This is a genomic window from Mesorhizobium alhagi CCNWXJ12-2 (assembly GCF_000236565.1).
Lineage (GTDB): Bacteria > Pseudomonadota > Alphaproteobacteria > Rhizobiales > Rhizobiaceae > Allomesorhizobium > Allomesorhizobium alhagi.
The window spans coordinates 1-17502 of record NZ_AHAM01000130.1; the positions used below are offsets into that span (position 1 = coordinate 1).

The following is a 17502-nucleotide window of genomic DNA, read 5'->3' on the forward strand; positions in this document are numbered from 1 at the left end:
ACGTTCGAGGGCGGCGCGGTTATCCCGGAAGGTCATCTCGAGATTTATCTCGAGGACCCTGCCATTCAGGACAATACGCGTCGTCGCGCCGCGGAAACGCGCATCGACAGCGACGGCAAGTCAAAGGCGACGGCCTTTTCCCTGGCCGCGCCCGCAAGCGCGACTGCTTCGCCAACGCTGCGGGTCGTTGCGCGCCTGGAGCGTGCGGATGGCTGGCTGGTCGCGCGCGGCAGCACACAGTTCGAGGCGGGTTCACCCGTCTATGTCACACTCAACACAGTTATGTATTGAAGGGCCAAGACCAATCGCTGACTACGAGAAACTCATCTCGAAATAGGCTTGGGATCCCTTGCCAAGGCTGAGTATAGCGACAAGTGCCGCCAACTATAGCTGGCCATCCCTTATAGACCGGCCGGTGCGTTGCAGCAGTTCGAAAGCGGCGAAACGCCTCGCATGCCAGCCGCCGGATTCAACTGTGGGGCGATATAATTCGCCTAGTTCCGACATGGCCGCCATGGCGGTAACGGTGTCTTTATGGTGCCCCGCTGCAACGGCTCCGAGTATTGCCGATCCCAACAAGACCGGTTCTTGGGAAGTGGAGGCAGCAACGACCATGCCGGTTGCGTCGGCGAGCAATTGACGGACAAGCGGGCTCTGGCCCGCACCGCCGCTGACGACGATCGTATCGATCGGCACATTCTTCTCATGCAGGGACCGCACGATCTGGCGAGCGCCATAGCCAAGCCCGCAGACGCCTGCCAGATAGAGTCCGAGGAGACTATCGAAGTCGGTTTCCATGCCGAGCCCGGCAATCAGACCGCGGGCATCCGGGTCGGCAAACGGGGCACGATTGCCGAGGAACTCCGGGACGACATGAATCCCGCCTACGAGCCCTTCCGTCGCTGCCGCGCCGCCGCGTTCTTCTACTTTCATCGACAGCCAGTGGCTGAGGCTGACGCCGTGCTCATGCGCGGTGCTGGCAGCCTGTTCTGCAGCCGGGTGCATTCTGACGAGGTGGTCGATAGCCGCGCCTGCAGCCGACTGACCACCCTCGTTCAGCCACAGCCCGGGAACCATGGCGGAAAAATACGGCCCCCACACGCCTTCCACGAATGTGGCTTCCGGAGTCGACGACATGGTGCATGCGGATGTGCCGAAAACATACGCCATTCGGGATTGAACGCTGCCGACGTCCCCTCGCGCGCCAACCGTCCCGATGCCGCCGGCATGGGCGTCGATCAGGCCCGCGGCGACCGGCGTACTCTGCGTCAATCCAAGCTCGGCCGCCGCCGTCGCCGTCAGGCCGCTGCCGAGAGGAACGCCCCCCGGCACCACCTCCGTGCCGATCCGCTGGAACGACTCGTCGGCAAGTGCGCTCAGGCCGATCTCTCTGAAATAGCTCTCGTCCCAGCGATTTTCATGCGCCAGATAGGTCCACTTGCACGTCACAGTGCAAACAGAGCGGGCAAGACTGCCTGTTGCTCGCCAGGTCAGGAAATCCGTCAGATCGAAAAATTGCCAGGCTTTGGCAAAGGTTTCCGGCATGTGCTCGGCCAGCCAAAGCAGCTTTGGCGTCTCCATCTCGGGAGAAATCGAGCCGCCGACATAGTTCAGCACCTCATGGCCGGTCCGGTTGATCCTGCGCGCCTGCTCGGCGGCTCGATGGTCCATCCAAACGACAATGTTGCGCTCGTCGTTTCCCGAGTTGCTGACGGGCAGAGGGCGTCCGTCCTGGTCAAGCACGACCAGAGAACAGGTGGCGTCAAAACCTATCCCGGCAATTGATCCGGCAGCGATCCCTGATCTGGCCACGGCCTCGCGAACGCTTGCGCATACCGCCCGCCAGATATCGTCACTCGATTGCTCCACGATGTCGCCGGCCTCGTGCCAGACGGCGATGTCGTGTTTGGCTGACGCCAGCAATGTTCCCGACTGGTCGAAGACGCCGGCGCGGGCGCTGCCCGTGCCGACATCGATACCGAGATAGTGGTTGGTCATGGTCGCTGGTCTGTCCTGTAGTGGACGGCGCTGCACTTACGGAGCGGTTGCGTTCGCCGTTAAAGATCGTTGCTCTGCGGCAAGATCACCAAGTCCCGGATCGTGACGTTCCGGGGTCGGGTCAGCATGAACAGGACGGCATCCGCCACCTCTTCCGGCTGCATGAGATCTCCGGCCGCCAGCGCCGCATCCAGCTTGTCCTTGGGCCAGTCGCTGATGAGCGCCGTAACAACCGGGCCGGGCGCCACCGCCCCGACACGCAACCCATGCTTGGCCACCTGCCGCCGCACGGTGTGCACGAACGCCTGCACCGCGTGTTTGGAAGCCGTATAGATGGGCTCCCAGACAACCGGAACGAGACCGGCGATCGAACTGGTGAGAATGATATCGCCGCTCTTGCGGCCGACCATGTGCGGCAAAACCGCATGCACCGAGCGGAATGCGGCGTTGATGTTCAGGTTCAACATGCGGTCCCAGGCGTCGGGATCTCCCTCGACCACCTCGCCGCCAATATACGAACCGGCGTTGGCATGGAAAATATCGAGCTTGCCGGCCTTCTCGAGTATTTGCGGCATCATGCCTGCGACGGATTTGGGATCGGTCACGTCGATCACCAAGGGAATAGCCTGGGAGCCAAGTTCCGAGCAGACTGTCTTCAGATTCTCTTCGGCGCGGTCGACCAGCACGACACGGGAGCCAGCATCCAGAAGACTCCGGGCGCATGCGAGGCCGATTCCCGACGCGGCTCCAGTAATTGCCGCGACCTTTCCGGTTAAATCCTGGCCCATTGCTTTCCTTTCCTATCGGTTGTTCAGGCGCGGCCGTGCGAAGCCCGCGAGCGGCGCGCGAGGCTGTCCACGATCACCGCCAGCGCCAGCACGCCGCCCAAGATCATGTAACGGAGCGACGAGGACAGGTTGAGAAGGGTCAGCCCGTTCGAGATGGCCTGGATGACAATGATCCCGAGCAGGGCCGAATAGGCCGAGCCCCTTCCGCCGAAGAGCGATGTCCCGCCGATCACCGCCGCCGCGATGGCATTGAGGTTCACGTCGCCCGAGCCCGCCTGCTGCGAGGACGAGCCGAGGCGCGCCGCTGCCAGAACGCCACCAAGCGCGGCGAATGTCGAGCAGAGCACGAACGCGCTGAGATAAATTCGGCGCACGTTGATGCCGGCGCGGCGCGCGGCCTCGCGATTGCCGCCGACGGCCATCAGCGAGCGCCCCCATTTCGTTCGGGTAAAGGCGTAGTCCATCACCACCACAAGGAGCACGAACAGACCGAACATCCAGGGCACGCCCCGCCCTTGTGCGAGATACAGGACTACCACCAGCAGAACGACCGTGAGCGCCACGGCCTTGACCAGGATGACGCTCATCGCGACACCCGTGAGACCCGCCGCCTGCCTCCGCGCTCGGGCCCTGAAGCCGGTCCAAAGCACTGCCGCCCCCGGGATCAGCGCGAGAATGAAGGACAGCCAGTTCGGCATGTAGAGGTTCTGCCCGAACCGCACGAGCGGCTGGGCGAAGGGAAGGTTGATCGAGCCCGTGCTCCCCAGCAGGTAAAGCTGTAATCCGAGAAGCGCGAGCAGGCCTGCCAGCGTCGCCACGAAGGTGGGCATACCCACGCGATTGAAGAGCTTCGCGTAGAGCGCGCCGACCGCAGCGCCCATTCCCAGCGCCACCAGGATCGCGCCCGCGGGGTGCCAGCCATTGTTGATCCAGAGGACGCCGAGGATGGCGGAAGCGAGCCCCGACATGGAGCCTACGGAAAGATCTATCTCGCCCAGAAGCAGCACGCAGACGACGCCGAGAGAGATGATGCCGGTGGTGGCGCAGTCGTAGAGGAGGTTCGACACGTTGCCCGGCCGGATGAAGACCGGGTTCAGTGACGTGAAGATGACCGAGATGACGACGAGGCCAACGGCCACCGGGATCATGCCGAGGTCACCCGACCGGACGCGGTCAATGAAGGCGCGCAGCGCCCCGCCAAGTCCCTCGTCCTGGCGAACGCGCGTATCGGCCCGGTCAAGCGCTTGGCCGGCGACGGAGTTGGGGTTGTGGGTCATGCGAGGCCCTCCTCCTGCGCGGCGAGGCGGCCGGCGCGGCGCGAGACCGAGTTCTCGGAAGCGCCGGTGATCGCGGCTATAAGGTCGTGGTGGGAGTCCGCCGGCGTAAAGACGCCGTTGTTGCGGCCGAGCCGAAGGACCACGATGCGGTCGGCCACGGCGCGCACGTCGTCCATATTGTGGGAGATGACGATGACGCCGAGGCCCTTGTCGCGGACGCGCTCGATAAGGTTGAGCACCTCTGCCGTCTGCGCGACGCCGAGCGCGGCGGTGGGTTCGTCCAGCATGATTAGCTTGGGCTCGAGCAGCAGCGAGCGGGCGATGGCGACGGTTTGGCGCTGGCCGCCCGACAGCGATGCCACAGGTTCCCGCACCGAGGGGATGCGCGCGGCGAGCTCGTTGAGCAGGGTCCAGGCACGGACCTCCATCGCCACCTCGTCGAGATGCCAGGGATCCTTCTCGCGGCCGAGGTAAATGTTGGCCACCACGTCGAGGTTTTCGCAGAGCGCCAGATCCTGGAACACCGTGGCGATGCCCATGTCGAGCGCGACGGAGGGAGAAGACAGCGCCACCTCCCGACCCATGAAGCTGATCGTCCCGGCAGATGGCTGGAAGACACCTGCCAGCACTTTAACGAGAGTGGACTTGCCCGCGCCGTTGTCGCCCACCAGCGCCACGACCTCGCCCGCATGGACGTCGAGATCGATGTCGGTGAGCGCGGACACGGCGCCGAAGTTCTTGGACACGTTGCGGAGCGAGATGACCGGCTCGCCGCGTGCACTGCGCGGCTGCGACTGGATAGGTGCGGCGTCGGACATGGCGGGCCTCGGCGGGGTCGAAGAATGAAAGCCCGGCCGCCCCAAAAGCAGCCGGGCCCGTACGGTCTAGAGTTTCACTTGATGCCCAGCTTATCGCAAGCCTCGACGTAGTCGCCGGTGCAGACGTCAGCCACCGGCGTGATGCCCTTGTCGAAGATCTCGGCCTTGATGTTCTCGGCGGTGATCACCGCGGGAACGAAGAGCTCCGAGGGAGTATTGTAAAGCGTCGTCTTGGCCTCAGGCGTCTTGCCCGAGATGAACTGGAAGGCGACGTTGGCCGCCGCCGCAGCGACGATCTCGGAAGGCTTGGAGATCGTGTTGTACTGGTCGCCAGCAATGATCAGCTGAAGGGCCGCGATCGTTGCGTCGTTGCCTGTGACGGGCGGCACAGGGTCGACGCCCGCGGCCTTGAAGGCGGCGATGGCGCCGCCGGCGGTGCCGTCATTGGCCGCGACGACGCCCTTGATCTCGTCGCCAAAGCGGGTGATCTGACCGCTTGCCCACTGCTGCGCCTCCGGCGGTGCCCAGTCGGGCGTGTCGAATTCCGCCAGCGTCTTGTAGCCGGATGCATCCAGCGCCGAGTCGATGCCGTCGCGGATGAGCCCCGCGGCTGCGTCCGTCGGGGAGCCGTTGATCTGCAGGACGCCCGATCCTTCAGCGACGCCCTCGGCCTTCAGATGGTCCACCAGGGACTGCGCGATCGCCTTGCCGATGCCCTGGTTGTCGAATGACACATAGTAGTCAGCCGGTGTGTCGGGGATCGGGCGGTCATAGGCGATGACCTTGACGTCCTGGCTGTGCGCCTGCTGAACCAGCGAAGCGGCGGCGCTGGAATCGACCGGGTCGAGCACGATCACGGCCGCTCCTTGCGACAACACCGAGTTGAACTGCTGCTGCTGCAGCGCCACGTCGGCATTGGCATTCTGGTAGACAACGGTGCAATCCGGGCAGAGCTTCTTCATCTCGGCCTGGAAGCCGGGATAGTCGCGCTCCTCGTAACGGGTCGACGCCTGGTCCGGCATCAGGAAGGCCACGGTGGCGGTTTGGGCGAAAGCCGCACCGCTGAAGAGAGTGGTTGCCAGCATTGCGAGGCCGGTCGACTTCAAAGAGAACCTTGTCATTCCATCTTCTCCCTTGGAGGTTATGATTATAGGAAAGTCGTTGCGCTTCCTGAAACAGTCCCGCCGCTGCGATCTGGGTGACGGGGCTGGGCTTTTCCTGGTTAATGAGGGCCGAAGGCCTGCCGAAACAAATCTCGGACAAGCGATCTCCATGACGGACCGCGCAAGCGAGCCGCCTTTCTGTCGTTCGACGATTTCTCCTCCCTAACTCCTCCGTCTATGCGGCTCTCGCCGCGTTGATGTTGTCGGCCAGTAGTTTGCGAAACTTGGACGGCGGCATGCCCTTCTCCGCCAGGAATTGCCGGTTGAAATTCGAAAGATTGTTGAAGCCGACCTGAAAGCAGATGTCGGTGATCGATGCCGCTTCCTCGCTCATCAGGATCTGGCAGGCGAGATTGATGCGTAGCCGTTTCACATATTGCACCAGCGACATGCCGGTGTGGCGACGGAAGGCCCGCGAGAACGCCGCGGTCGATTGGCCGGCAATGGCCGCAAGATCCGATTCGTCAAAAGGCTGCGTGAGGTTCTCCCGTACATAGGCGAGAGCCTTGTTGATGCCCGCCGACATGTAACCCGGCGGATCGGGCAGATAGCTGGCGCTGGCGAGCATCCGAGTGCCTTGCGCGCGGCTCAGCGCGCCGGCAATCATCATGAAGAGTTCGATGCGGCGAACACCCTGCGCCTGCATCAACTCCTCCATCAGCGGCGCTACTTTCTTGCTGGTCTCGTTCGTGAACAGCACGCCGCGCCGCGAAGATTCCAGGACCTCGCCGAGCCCGCCGAGTTCGGGCAGGACTTTCATGGTATCGCCAATGAAACTCTCGCTGAACTGAATGATGCGCCCGCGTAGCGGGATGCTGAATCCCTTGGGGATATCGCTTACCCAATTGTGCGGAAGATTGGGGCCGGTCACGACCAGATTGCCGGGCTCAAACTCGCCTATGAAGTCTCCGACGAAATAACGGCCAGTGGTGGCGACCACCTGATGGATTTCATATTCCGGGTGAAAGTGCCAGCGCACGGTGCGGAAGGGATAACCGTGGGACCAGGCCGTGAAGGATTCACCACGCCGTATCTGAACGACTTCCAGGTCCGGTTCCAATACCGTTTCCTCCGGGCCTACTTGCGTTTCCGCAGATCGGCCTGCTCTCCCGATCGGCCGGATGCTTCCGGCTCTCAATGTGCATCGATGTTAACTGTGGGCCAAATCGGGCGCCACCACGATTCAGACGAGACGATGATACTTTTTTGATCTTCCTGGGGCCATAAATTGATGTCAGGCGAAAGCCAACATCAGACATTAAGCTGTGGCGGTAACGTTGCGTATGTCAGCGAGGGACCCTCACATAGCCAACAGCTCGATCCAGCACGCAGATCGAACGCGCTTGCAAAAGCCTGGACGATTGCAAGCGCATTTGGGTCCGCGTACATCGCTTGCCTGTAAGACGGTTCCCACATCCACAAGCCACAGCAAGTGCCCGCTCACCGGACCCGGCCGTCAGGCCGGCAAGAGCGGCGTAACGCGTTCCACGATCGCTGCAACGGCTTCCTGCGGAGACTTTCTGCCAAGTACGGCGAGTTGCACTTCTTCGAGGAAGGTTGCCTGCGCGCGGACGGCTTCGGGAAAGGCAGGAAATGCCGGACGCGCCTTGGCGAGCGTGGCGGCTTCGATCTTGGCGAGCGGCTGGGACGCCGAAAATTCCGCATCCGCATAGGTGGATACGCGCACCGGTCCATTGCCGTTTCGAGCGGCTCCGAGCGTAACCGCCTTGCTGGAGACCGCCTTGATGAAGCTCCAGGAAAGTTCCTTGTCGGCGGAGTTGGCAGGGATCGCCATCGCCCAGGATTCCACCACCGCCGCCATTTCCGCACCGCCTGCGGAGCCCGGGAAAGCAACGGCCTTGATCTTGCCGGGGAAGGCGGATTGCTCACTGTTGTTGAGTTGGGCAAAGCGCGCGAAAGGCAGCACTCCGAAAGCGGCCCTGCCCTGCTGCAGCCAGGTCACCATATCGTCGTTGCGGGTCGTCGCGTAGCTGCGCGGCAGCGCACCGGCCTTGAACAGGTCCGCAAGAACGCTCAGGCCCTTTTCCATCGCTTCGCGGTTGGGAACGACCTTGAACTCGCTGTCTATGAAGTCGCCGCCGAAGGCGCGCGCAAACATCACCGGGAATACGGCGAGGTCACTTGCGAGCGTCATGCCGACCACGGGCGTACCAGCCTTCGACGTAAAGGTCAGCTTCTTCGCCTGCTCCACCAGTTCCTCGATTGTCGTCGGCGGCGCGCCAACGCCCGCTTCCTCCAGCAGCGCTTCGTTGTAGAAGAGCGCCTGAGTGGCATGGCGGACCGGAATGCCGACAAGCTTGCCGCCGACCGTCATGGCCGACCTGAGACCCGCCGCTATATCGTCGAAATCTTCGATCGGATCGGCCGCCTGGAAGCTGTCGAGCGGCTCGAACAGACCGGCGATTTCGGGCGTCACGCGGTTGTCGATCACGTAGCCGACATGGAAATCCGTCTGATTGAGGCTGGCTTCACGAAACAGCCGGTCCTGAAGCGGATTGCTGTCCAGCGTCGTCCAGGAAATCTCCGCCCCTTCAGTTTCCCGCCATGGCGCGATGACGTCGCCGGCGTTTCCCTTGGTGAGCACATTCTGGTGCACAAGATGGGAAAGCACGTTGAGCGTTTTGCTCTGCGCGAAGGCAGGGCGGCCGAGGAGCATCGTCGCGCCGGCGGCGGAGCCAGCCAAGAAATGTCGTCTGGTCACATTCAAGGTCATTGTTTTTCCTCCCTGGTTTAGGTGACTGCCCGTCACCCTTTCGTCGCGCCGGCGGTCAGGCCGGCAACAAGAAATCGGTTCATGAAGATTACGAACAGCAGGACCGGCGCCAGCTGAATGGTCGATGCTGCGAAGAGCACGCCCCAGTCCACGCCGTCGACGGAACTGATCATCTCCGAGAGCACGAAAGGCGCTGTCTTGGCCTTGGTCGCGGTGAAGATGAAAGCGAACAGGAATTCGTTCCAGGCAAAGACCACCACGAAGACGGCGACCGCGATCATTCCCGGCGCCACCAGCGGCAGGATGATCTTGCGCAGGATGGTCAGCCGGCTTGCGCCGTCGAGCAGCGCCGCCTCGTCGAGATCCCGCGGGACCTGATCGATAAAGGTGCGCATCAGCACCGTGCCGAGCGACACGAAGAAGGTGGCGTAGAGCAGGATGAGTATCAGGTGCGTATCGTTGAGCCCCATCCAGTTGACCATCGGAAATAATGGCAACGTGACCACGATGGGTGGGATCAGGCGAATGCAGATCAGGAAGAACAGCGATCCCGAAAGCATTCTGCTGCTGTAGCGTGAATAGACGAAGCCGGCGAGCGAACTGGCGGCGACTGCAAGCAATGCCGCACCGGCGGTCACGATGAGACTGTTGAGCAGCCCGTCGAAAAAGCTCCCCCAGCGTTCCCACAGATTGAGATAGTGGGCGAAAGTCGGTTCGAAGAAAAACTTGGGCGGCACGGCAAAGATGTCGCGGCCCGGCTTGAACGACGACAGGACGATAAAGGCGATCGGAAAGATCGACCACAGGACGATCGCGGCAACAGCAAGCGCCTTGCCCATGCCGGAGAGGAGGCGATCAGTGCGCATTGGCCGCCGTCTCCTTCCTCAGCCGCCATATATAGCCCGACGCCAGCAGCAGCGAGATGATCACCATGATCCATGCGGTGGCGGCAGCCGTCCCGAAGGAATTGTAGCGGAAGGCCTCGAGATAGAGGTACACCGCGACGACCTCTGTCGTGCGGGCCGGCCCGCCTTGCGTCATCAACCAGACTTCCGAAAACAGCCGGAAGGCGAAGATGTAGCGGAACAGCATCGCAATCAGCATCGCCGGCGCCAGAAGCGGCAGGGTGATGTTGCGGAAAAGCTGGATGGGGGACGCGCCGTCGGTCTTGCCCGCCTCGTAGAGGTCCTTCGGAATTGCCAGTCGGGCGGCGTAGAGAATGACGAAGGTGAAGGGCAGGTGCAGCCAGATGGTAAGCAGGCCGACCAGCGCCAGTCCGTGCTCGGGAATGAACGTCCAGTCCAGGGGCGGCAGGCCGAGCGACCGGATCGCAACCGTCACCGGCCCGACATCCGGGTCGAACAGAAACCGCCACATGGCGACAGCCGTCACCTCGCTTATCGCATACGGCGCAAGCACGACGACAAGAAGGAGGCGTTGAAAGGGCAGGCCGGCAGCGAATAGAAGCGCCATGCCGAGGCCGATGACCAGTTCCAGGTGCACTGCCACCGCAATGATGATCACCGTGTTGAGAAGCGAGCGCCAGAAATAGCTGTCGCTCAGCACCCGCACATAGTTGTCGAAGCCGACGAACGTCGCCGCCTGGCCGAAGGTCGACGCATGAAAGCTCAGCCAGACGACGAACAGTGACGGAATCACGATTACGCCCAGCACCATCACATGCACGGGCGCAATGAACGGGAGCGTGCCCGTCAAGTTTCGTCGCAGCCGCTCTATGCGTGCTTGCATTCTTCCTCCCGGTCATGACTGCCGGGCCCATCATAGCCCCCGCCACTCCATGACCGAGTGTGGCGGTACGTTCGAGTATCAGCGTTGCGGCGACCTCCTTGCGCCGCGTCGCTCAATTCACCGCAGCCAGGGGCACCTCCCCTTCCACGGTCGTCCGGTACATTACGCGTCTGTATCCGGGGTAATCATTGATTGCGGTGTGCAGCACATAGGGATTGTTCCACATTCCCAGTGTCCGCGGCTCCCAGCGAAGGCGGCAGTTGAACTCCGGCCGGATGGCTCTCGCCATCAGGAGGTCGATGAGCGGTTTGCTCTCCTCTTCGGTCATGCCCTTGAAATGAATGAGCACGCTGCTCACGAAGACGTAGCGCCGGCCGGTCACCGGATGGACACAGATGACGGGATGCTCCACCGCCGCGTTCTCGATCGCTTCCATGTCCTTGCTCACGCCGAGCCGCTTCTGCGACGCGTTGATGGCAAAGACGCCGCGCCCGCTATGGATGCCGGTGAGACCTTCAAGGATGGACACCAGCCGCGGCGACAAGGATTGGTAGGCCCGCTCGAGGCTGGTGAAGCAGGTGTCCCCGCCTACGGGAGGCACTTCCTCGCCGTAAAGTATCGTAATACCCGGCGGCTTGGGCAACCAGGCGAGATCCATATGCCAGTCTTCGCCGATAACCTTGCCCGTATCGTCGGGCTCGCGCACGAACTTGACGATGTCGTCGAATCCGTCGAGCGGCGTGTGCACCGGATTGCCGCTGAAAGGCCCGAACCTGCGGGCGACCTTGTGCAGCGTGGCCGGCGTCAGATCCTGGTCACGCACTGCCAGCACATGATATTCGTGGAGCGCGCGAAAGACATCCTTGAACACGTCGTCGCCGACCGTATTCAGATCGACGCCGCGGATTTCCGCACCTAGCGAACCCGTGAACGGCAGCACCTCGAATTTGGTGAATTCCTCGTCACGAAACACTTTCGGTAACCTCCCTTGGCGCTGCCGTCCTGTTACCTCAGAGATGAGGGCAACAAGAGAAACTGACTTACGTGCAAGTAAGTATCCGAAGGCGCGTTTGCTGTCAACAGCTTTGTCGTCTGGCGAGCGATCATGAATCCGGCTGATGCGGCCCTTTCCAGGCGGCGAGGACTGAATGCGCGAGCGCGTCGAACAGACGGGCTATTTCCTTGAAGCTTCCAGTATCCTGGGTCATCGGCGGACAGGACAGAAGCGTGACGCGAAAGATGCGTACGACATCGTCAATCGGCGTCTCGGCCCGCAATTCACCGGATGCGATCGCCTGCATGACGGCGTGTCGGAGACAGACGTCGTATTTCCGGTTAACACGCTCCAGCGCACGAACGGCTTCCGCACCCAGAAGGGGCAGGTCGTGACGCAAACGCGAGATCGGACTCCAGACATGGCGGTCCTCGTCCGTCTTGTTGAACTTTTGATAATAGCTTTGCAAGTCGTCGAGCTGCATGGCCAGCCGCTTTGCAAAGGTCAGGTTGCCCGCCATCCAGTAGCGCTCGATGCGCGCCTGAGCGTTGGACGCAATGTCCTCGATCAGCTCTTCCATCAATTGGCGCTTGTTGCCGAAATGATGATGGATGTTGGCGCGTGTGGTGCCGATTGCCCCTGCAATGTCGCCGAAGCTGAATCCGTCGTGGCCGCGCAGCACGTAAAGTTCCGCCGCAACCGCCTTGATGCGGTCTCGCGTCGTTGTCGACGTGTCCTCCACCGAACCTGCGCTGCCGCCTGTTGCCATCTCGATGCTCAATTCCAGTTTGCAGATTCAGGCAGAGTTGAGAATCTAACCCGGACTGACGTTGATGTTCGACATTGCCGGAGATCAGCCGGCTCGGCAACGGTTTGGCTCGTGTGATGGGACGAGACTGGGGCGACGCGTTCGGCGCGACGAGTGGGCCGCGGGCATGGCTGAACGCACGTCCCAGCAGCACGTTAGAATGCAACGCGGCAAGTCAGATTATCCGCCGGCCCAAAGCATTGCCTTGTGCCGCCTTGCGCACTCCTGCGCGACCCGAAGACTCCGCGCTGCGCCTTCCGTATCTCCTCTGGCAGAGAGCAGCATGGCTCTGGAACGCGCCAATGGCGGCTCGAATTGTGCTTCGCCGAAACGCGCTACCCTTTCGTCGTGCCGGTCCAGGAGAACGCCGGCATCGTCGAGCCGCCCGACTGTGACATAGGCGTCCGACAGCAGCGTCGCGAAAAAGGCCTGCCAGTTCTCGAAGCCGGTCATTTCCCAGAGCCCTGCCCCCTCCTCCATCTGCCTGATTCCGGCTTCGGCCTCGCCGCGCCGGACTTTTACCCATCCCTGGCAGACAAGCGACATGGCGGCCATTTCTGGAAAACCCTGTCGTCCGGCAAATTCAAGACCTTCCTCGCTGTAGCGCGCGGCAGTTGGCACATCGCCTCGCAATATTGCGGTGACGAAATTCGCGAGCAAACCGAACCCATAGGCGTGCGGACGCTTGACCAGCTTCGCGATTTCGAGGGCGGACCGGGCAAGGCGCGCGCCCGCTTCCGTTTCGCCCATCACAGTATGGGTCAATCCGAGATAGAAACTGCCGAAGACGCCGAACTCCTTCAGGAATCGGGTGTAGAAGTCGCGATGGAGCTCCGGATCGTAGCGGTCCACTGTAGCGCTCAAATGCGCGAAAGCCGCGGCATTGTCGCCGCGATGCCAAGCCACCAGACCGCGCATTGTATGTGCGGCGAGGAAGGCGCCGTCCGACGGTTCCGCCTCCAGGATGTCGAATATCTCGTCAGTCGTTGCATCGGCGTCGGCGAGCCTCCCGCAAGCCCACGCGTGCAGCGCGGCGTTGTAGATGACGGGAACCAGGTTGTCCGGGTTGTCCTGCCCGCGCAACAGCGTCAGCGCGCGCGCCTGTGCGGCCCCGAAAGCCGGGCTGCCCGGGCCGCGGGTCACCATCAGTGTCGGGCCCTCGATGGCGCGCAACCGAAGCTCGAGCCGGTCGCGCTCAGGCCCTTCGGGCAGCGGTTCGATCGCAGCAAGCCCTTGAGTGATATGCGCGAGCGCTTCGGCGGCACTGCCCTCGCCGGCCGCCGCCATTGCCGCCACAAGGCGCCACTCGGCGGATTCGGCGTGTCGGCCGGCCTCCAGCAGATGCTTCGACAGCACCTCGGCTGCTATCCTCCGGCCGTCTTCCTCCGACAGCATCGCGTCTGCCACGGTCCCGTGCAGACGTCGCCGCTCGGCGGTGCTCAGCGACGCATGGACGGCATCCTGAACCAGCGCATGCTTGAAGCTGGCGGCGCGGCGGCTGCCCATGTCCGCGTCGCGATGCGCGATGTCCGCTGCCTCCAGGGCATCGAGCGCCTTGTCGAAGGCATCCTTGCCGAGGTCCGACAGTTTCCTGACCAGTTGCAGATCGAAGACGCGCCCTATGGCTGCCCCGATCCGTGCCACCTTCTGAGCGTGCGGATTGAGTCGATCCAGCTTGTTCTGCACAAGCCCGCCTAACGTCAGCGGAATGCTTCTTTGTTCCGTGGCTCCCGTTGCCTGGCGCGTGCCGAAGCTTTCCGCGAGCATCAGCGCGTATTCCTCGAGGAAGAGCGGAACCCCATCTGATTTCTCGACAATGGCCTGTAGCGTCTTGCTGTCCAGCCCGGAGGTTCGGCCAGCCGCCCTGGCCAGTTCGACCGCCTCGGCATCACTCAGGCGGTCCAGCCGCACGACTTCGCCAAGCGCGTTCAACCGATCGGCGAATGGTCCCTCCGGGCGGGTGGTCGCAAGCACGACGGCAGCATGATCGGGCGCATTTCTGACCAGATTTTCCAGGAACTCGGCCGACGTGGGATCTATCCAGTGTACATCCTCGAAGACCAGGAAAAGCGGGCGGCCAGGCATCGCCGTGCTGAACACTTTTCGCGACAGAATCTGGAACGCCATGCGGCGCTTGAGCAGGATGCCGATGTCTGCATTGGCTTCCTGCGCCGGGCCGCTCGACGCCACCACGTCCATCAGCACCGCGGTCTGTTCCTCGTTGGCCTGCCAGGCCGACTGGAACAATCTGCGAAGTTTGTCGCGACGGGTTTCCGGCGGATCGTCGGCATTCACGCCGGAGATCCAGTCGAGGTAATCCTTCACCGGGTGCAGCGAGGAGAACTGGTGTATGGGCGAACATTGCAGCGACAGATACCGGACGCTCTCCTGCGCCTCATTGTGCCGTAAGGCATCGATGAGCCGCGACTTGCCAATGCCGGGCTCGCCAACCAGAACGGCGGCGCCACCGCTCCCGTCCGACGCCTGCGCCATCATTTTGCGCAGCAGCGTCAGCTCTTCGGCGCGCCCGACCAGCGGCGTGCGCCGCTCGCCACGCAGCGCTTCGAAGCGGCTGAGCCCTTTGCGCCGCCGCGGCTTTATGCGGTAGACGGCTTCCTGCCGCTCGAAGCCCTTCAGCGACTGCTGCCCAAGATCTTCGAATTCAAAGGCTTTTCCGACCAGCTTCCGCGTAGCAGCGCAGACGTTCGCGGAGTTCTCCAGAGCGAGCGCCTGCAGCCGCGCCGCCTTGTTCAGGCAGGCGCCAACAACGTTCTCGCCGTAGTGATCACCTGGCTTCTGGTGGATTATGACGCGGCCGGTAGCAATGCCGATCCGCGCGGCAAGCGCGCAACCTCCAGACTTGCTGCTCATCTGCTTGAGGTTCTGAACGATGGCCCATGCAGCCTCCACGGCGCGCAGAGGATCGTCTTCCGTTCCTCGGGGATATCCGAAATAGCTGATTACACCGTCGCCCAGATAGTTGGCGACGGTGCCGCCTTGCGCCCGCGTCGCCTCCGTGCACAGGCTGTGATAGACGCGCAGGAGATCGCTGAACGCTTCTGGTCCCTGCTCCTCGAGCAGTGTGGTCGATCCCACAAGGTCAGCGAACATCACCGTCAGCTGGCGATTTTGAGACGGAGCGCTCTGGTCCTGCGTCGGAGAGCCGGCAACAAACTGGTCAAGCCGGTCGAGCGGCCCTCTAATGGACGTCGACATGATCTTGGACGTAGATGTCGTTGCCAGCCGCTGCATCAAAGGCGCTCAGCGCGAACATGATGAGCATATCGTAGTCGAGCGCGACCGATCCCTCGTTGTCGTTCTGGGCCAGCGAGCCAGGTCTGTTCTGGAACCAGCGCGACCACATCTCCGATCCTGGCGGGTACATCGGAAACAGCGTGCCCTCGCGTGGGAATGTGCGGTTCGGCGACGGATAGAGATTGGCCACAAATGGGAATTGGGCTGTCCCGTGGCAGCTCAGGCAGGAGGACGCATGCAGCACCGGGACGCGAGTTCCGTCGGTTAAAAGCACATTGTGGCGTTCCGACACATCGATAGGTCCCGAAAGTCGTCCGCCCCAGCCGAGTGACGATTTCGCAAACGCCGGCGCTTCATCGTTGATCCAGGTCTCCTGCAGGGGGCCGCCGTTCGGATCCATGCCGTTGGCCTCGCGAGCGAAAGCAGGGTCGTTGCCCCACATAGCGCCGAGCGGCACTAGCTTGTCCCATGTCGTCTCGCCGGGAGCGTCCAGTTTGTAGACATAGGTGACGAAGACCCAGCCGGTCTGCGGCGATGCCACGCTGTCCTTCACGATGATGTCGAACTGCAGCACCCTGAGCGGAACGACCTCAGGCTTGGCGTTCGTATAAGGATTGTAGTCGAGGCCCTCGAGCGCCTCGACCGTCGGACGGTATACATTCCAGATTGCCGCACCCTCGAGCACTGGCCACTGTTCCGGCGTTGGGGTCACGGCGGCCGCCTTCACGACCATGCCACCCTCCGGAAAGGAGACCGCCTGCCGGTCGGGATTGAATGGATTGGCCCACAGCTTGTTCAGCATCGTGGCGGACAGCGGGTCATAGTAGATGACGGTGTGGTTCTGCATGTCCACCGTCAGCGGGGGATAGGAATTTTCGGGATCGACGAATGTCTCCTTCGTGATCACCTGACCCGAGAACGCGCCGAGAATGGACTCCTGTCCGCTCTCGGGATCGGTGACGCCATTCGGCCCCTTGGCGCCGTCACCTTGCCAGATCATGCCGTACCACCCGTTTGCTGCCGGGTCCCAGCTGTCGGCCTCGTCGATCATTCCCCTCATGGACGGCTCGACGAAGGACTTCAGCGCAGCCACGTATTCGCCGGCATTGTCGATTGTGAGCGGCGTGCGCGGCGCGACCGCGAACCACTTGTTTTCGGCGGTTTCCGGATAGTCGTAGTTCAGGCTTCGATACGTGCCCTGCCACTGGCTCTGATCGGGATAGAGGCCGTTGTTCGAGGCAAATGGATCGGCGGCGAATGCCGGCGAGATCAGGGCCACCAGGAGTGGCGGAACGGACAGTGCAATTTGAAAGCGATGCCGACTGAGCCCTTGCCACATACGCGCCGCCCCCGATCCCGACAGATCTCTGGACTTCAGTTTAACACGTAACGCTGAATCCGCTAGAAATCGTTGTCGATCCGAAACAGCGGCTGCAGTTGCCGCGAAGCATAGGCATCAACGCCAAGCGGCGCCTCAGAAAGCCGAGTTTTCCTGTTGCGCTCTGTTGCAACGGATCCGCGAATGCAACGGAATTGCAACTAAACCGCGTATCGCGCGATATCGCGCGGTTACAAAAGACATCGATATAGCGGCATCCTCACCACCGGCTGAGCCGGTCATCGCCGATTTGTCCGACAGGTCTTTGCCGTGGGCACTTGCCCCGGGCGACCTCGCTGTCCCCTTTGGAGGTAAACGAGATGTCCCTTTCCAGCACCTATTCCCTGGTCGCCACCAGACGCGGCACTCTGACGACAACGGCGGCGTCATCGCGAGCGGTCATTTCACTTGGATTGCCGCCGCGTCGGCTTGGCCGTTCACCTCGATGACCCGACCTGTCCCGGCCGGGGCAAGCGGTATGCCCATCTCCAATACGAGTTTGATGAGATCGGCTTGGCGCGCCGTGCCGGTTTTTGCAAA

The 17502-nt window shown here is 62.4% G+C and carries 14 protein-coding genes; 1 reads left to right on the plus strand and 13 read right to left on the minus strand.

What is annotated here, in order from left to right:
- Positions 1–291: hypothetical protein (locus tag MAXJ12_RS15120; RefSeq protein WP_008836778.1), on the plus strand; the 291-nt coding region annotated here is incomplete at its 5' end.
- Positions 292–384: 93 nt separating this feature from the next.
- On the opposite strand, the gene MAXJ12_RS15125 is transcribed toward MAXJ12_RS15120, so the two are convergent.
- The 13 genes from MAXJ12_RS15125 to MAXJ12_RS15185 form a co-directional block, all read right to left on the minus strand.
- Positions 385–1998: an FGGY-family carbohydrate kinase gene (locus MAXJ12_RS15125; RefSeq protein ID WP_008836779.1), complete on the minus strand. Its 1614-nt coding sequence runs from the start codon at positions 1996–1998 to the stop codon at positions 385–387.
- 59 nt (positions 1999–2057) lie between these two features.
- Positions 2058–2786: an SDR family oxidoreductase gene (locus MAXJ12_RS15130; RefSeq protein ID WP_008836780.1), complete on the minus strand. Its 729-nt coding sequence runs from the start codon at positions 2784–2786 to the stop codon at positions 2058–2060.
- Positions 2787–2809: 23 nt separating this feature from the next.
- Positions 2810–4063 carry a sugar ABC transporter permease gene (locus tag MAXJ12_RS15135; protein ID WP_008836781.1) on the minus strand — a complete coding sequence of 418 codons (1254 nt, stop codon included), beginning with the start codon at positions 4061–4063 and terminating at the stop codon, positions 2810–2812.
- Positions 4060–4881, minus strand: a complete 822-nt coding sequence (locus MAXJ12_RS15140; protein ID WP_008836782.1) for an ATP-binding cassette domain-containing protein — start codon at positions 4879–4881, stop codon at positions 4060–4062. The genes MAXJ12_RS15135 and MAXJ12_RS15140 overlap by 4 nt, the downstream gene beginning before the upstream one ends.
- Before the next feature lie 74 nt (positions 4882–4955).
- The gene (locus MAXJ12_RS15145) at positions 4956–6002 is read right to left on the minus strand and encodes an ABC transporter substrate-binding protein (RefSeq protein ID WP_008836783.1); all 1047 of its coding nucleotides are present in this window, start codon (positions 6000–6002) and stop codon (positions 4956–4958) included.
- Positions 6003–6219: 217 nt separating this feature from the next.
- Positions 6220–7104 carry an AraC family transcriptional regulator gene (locus MAXJ12_RS15150; protein WP_008836784.1) on the minus strand — a complete coding sequence of 295 codons (885 nt, stop codon included), beginning with the start codon at positions 7102–7104 and terminating at the stop codon, positions 6220–6222.
- A gap of 396 nt (positions 7105–7500) precedes the next feature.
- A complete protein-coding gene (locus MAXJ12_RS15155) occupies positions 7501–8778 on the minus strand; it encodes an ABC transporter substrate-binding protein (RefSeq protein WP_008836785.1) in 1278 nt (425 codons plus the stop codon).
- A gap of 32 nt (positions 8779–8810) precedes the next feature.
- Positions 8811–9644, minus strand: a complete 834-nt coding sequence (locus tag MAXJ12_RS15160) for a carbohydrate ABC transporter permease (protein ID WP_008836786.1) — start codon at positions 9642–9644, stop codon at positions 8811–8813.
- Positions 9634–10527: a carbohydrate ABC transporter permease gene (locus MAXJ12_RS15165; RefSeq protein WP_008836787.1), complete on the minus strand. Its 894-nt coding sequence runs from the start codon at positions 10525–10527 to the stop codon at positions 9634–9636. Before MAXJ12_RS15165 ends, MAXJ12_RS15160 begins: the two co-directional genes overlap by 11 nt.
- Positions 10528–10639: 112 nt before the next feature.
- Positions 10640–11500: a TauD/TfdA dioxygenase family protein gene (locus MAXJ12_RS15170; RefSeq protein WP_008836788.1), complete on the minus strand. Its 861-nt coding sequence runs from the start codon at positions 11498–11500 to the stop codon at positions 10640–10642.
- A gap of 130 nt (positions 11501–11630) precedes the next feature.
- Complete coding sequence (locus MAXJ12_RS34435; RefSeq protein ID WP_139043903.1) at positions 11631–12290, minus strand: TetR/AcrR family transcriptional regulator; 660 nt, start codon at positions 12288–12290, stop codon at positions 11631–11633.
- Positions 12291–12509: 219 nt separating this feature from the next.
- The gene (locus tag MAXJ12_RS15180; RefSeq protein ID WP_085983955.1) at positions 12510–15581 is read right to left on the minus strand and encodes an AAA family ATPase; all 3072 of its coding nucleotides are present in this window, start codon (positions 15579–15581) and stop codon (positions 12510–12512) included.
- Positions 15529–16863 (minus strand): hypothetical protein, encoded by a 1335-nt coding sequence (locus tag MAXJ12_RS15185; RefSeq protein ID WP_139043904.1) that lies wholly within the window; start codon positions 16861–16863, stop codon positions 15529–15531. Before MAXJ12_RS15185 ends, MAXJ12_RS15180 begins: the two co-directional genes overlap by 53 nt.
- Between the last annotated feature and the right edge of the window lie 639 nt (positions 16864–17502).

What these genes read in the sequence shown, in the direction of transcription:
- MAXJ12_RS15125 (WP_008836779.1), bottom strand. Translation starts at nt 1,998, where the DNA reads ATGACCAACCACTATCTCGGTATCGATGTCGGCACGGGCAGCGCCCGC.
- MAXJ12_RS15130 (WP_008836780.1), bottom strand. Translation starts at nt 2,786, where the DNA reads ATGGGCCAGGATTTAACCGGAAAGGTCGCGGCAATTACTGGAGCCGCG.
- MAXJ12_RS15135 (WP_008836781.1), bottom strand. Translation starts at nt 4,063, where the DNA reads ATGACCCACAACCCCAACTCCGTCGCCGGCCAAGCGCTTGACCGGGCC.
- MAXJ12_RS15140 (WP_008836782.1), bottom strand. Translation starts at nt 4,881, where the DNA reads ATGTCCGACGCCGCACCTATCCAGTCGCAGCCGCGCAGTGCACGCGGC.
- MAXJ12_RS15145 (WP_008836783.1), bottom strand. Translation starts at nt 6,002, where the DNA reads ATGACAAGGTTCTCTTTGAAGTCGACCGGCCTCGCAATGCTGGCAACC.
- MAXJ12_RS15155 (WP_008836785.1), bottom strand. Translation starts at nt 8,778, where the DNA reads ATGACCTTGAATGTGACCAGACGACATTTCTTGGCTGGCTCCGCCGCC.
- MAXJ12_RS15160 (WP_008836786.1), bottom strand. Translation starts at nt 9,644, where the DNA reads ATGCGCACTGATCGCCTCCTCTCCGGCATGGGCAAGGCGCTTGCTGTT.
- MAXJ12_RS15165 (WP_008836787.1), bottom strand. Translation starts at nt 10,527, where the DNA reads ATGCAAGCACGCATAGAGCGGCTGCGACGAAACTTGACGGGCACGCTC.
- MAXJ12_RS34435 (WP_139043903.1), bottom strand. Translation starts at nt 12,290, where the DNA reads ATGGCAACAGGCGGCAGCGCAGGTTCGGTGGAGGACACGTCGACAACG.
- MAXJ12_RS15180 (WP_085983955.1), bottom strand. Translation starts at nt 15,581, where the DNA reads ATGCAGCGGCTGGCAACGACATCTACGTCCAAGATCATGTCGACGTCC.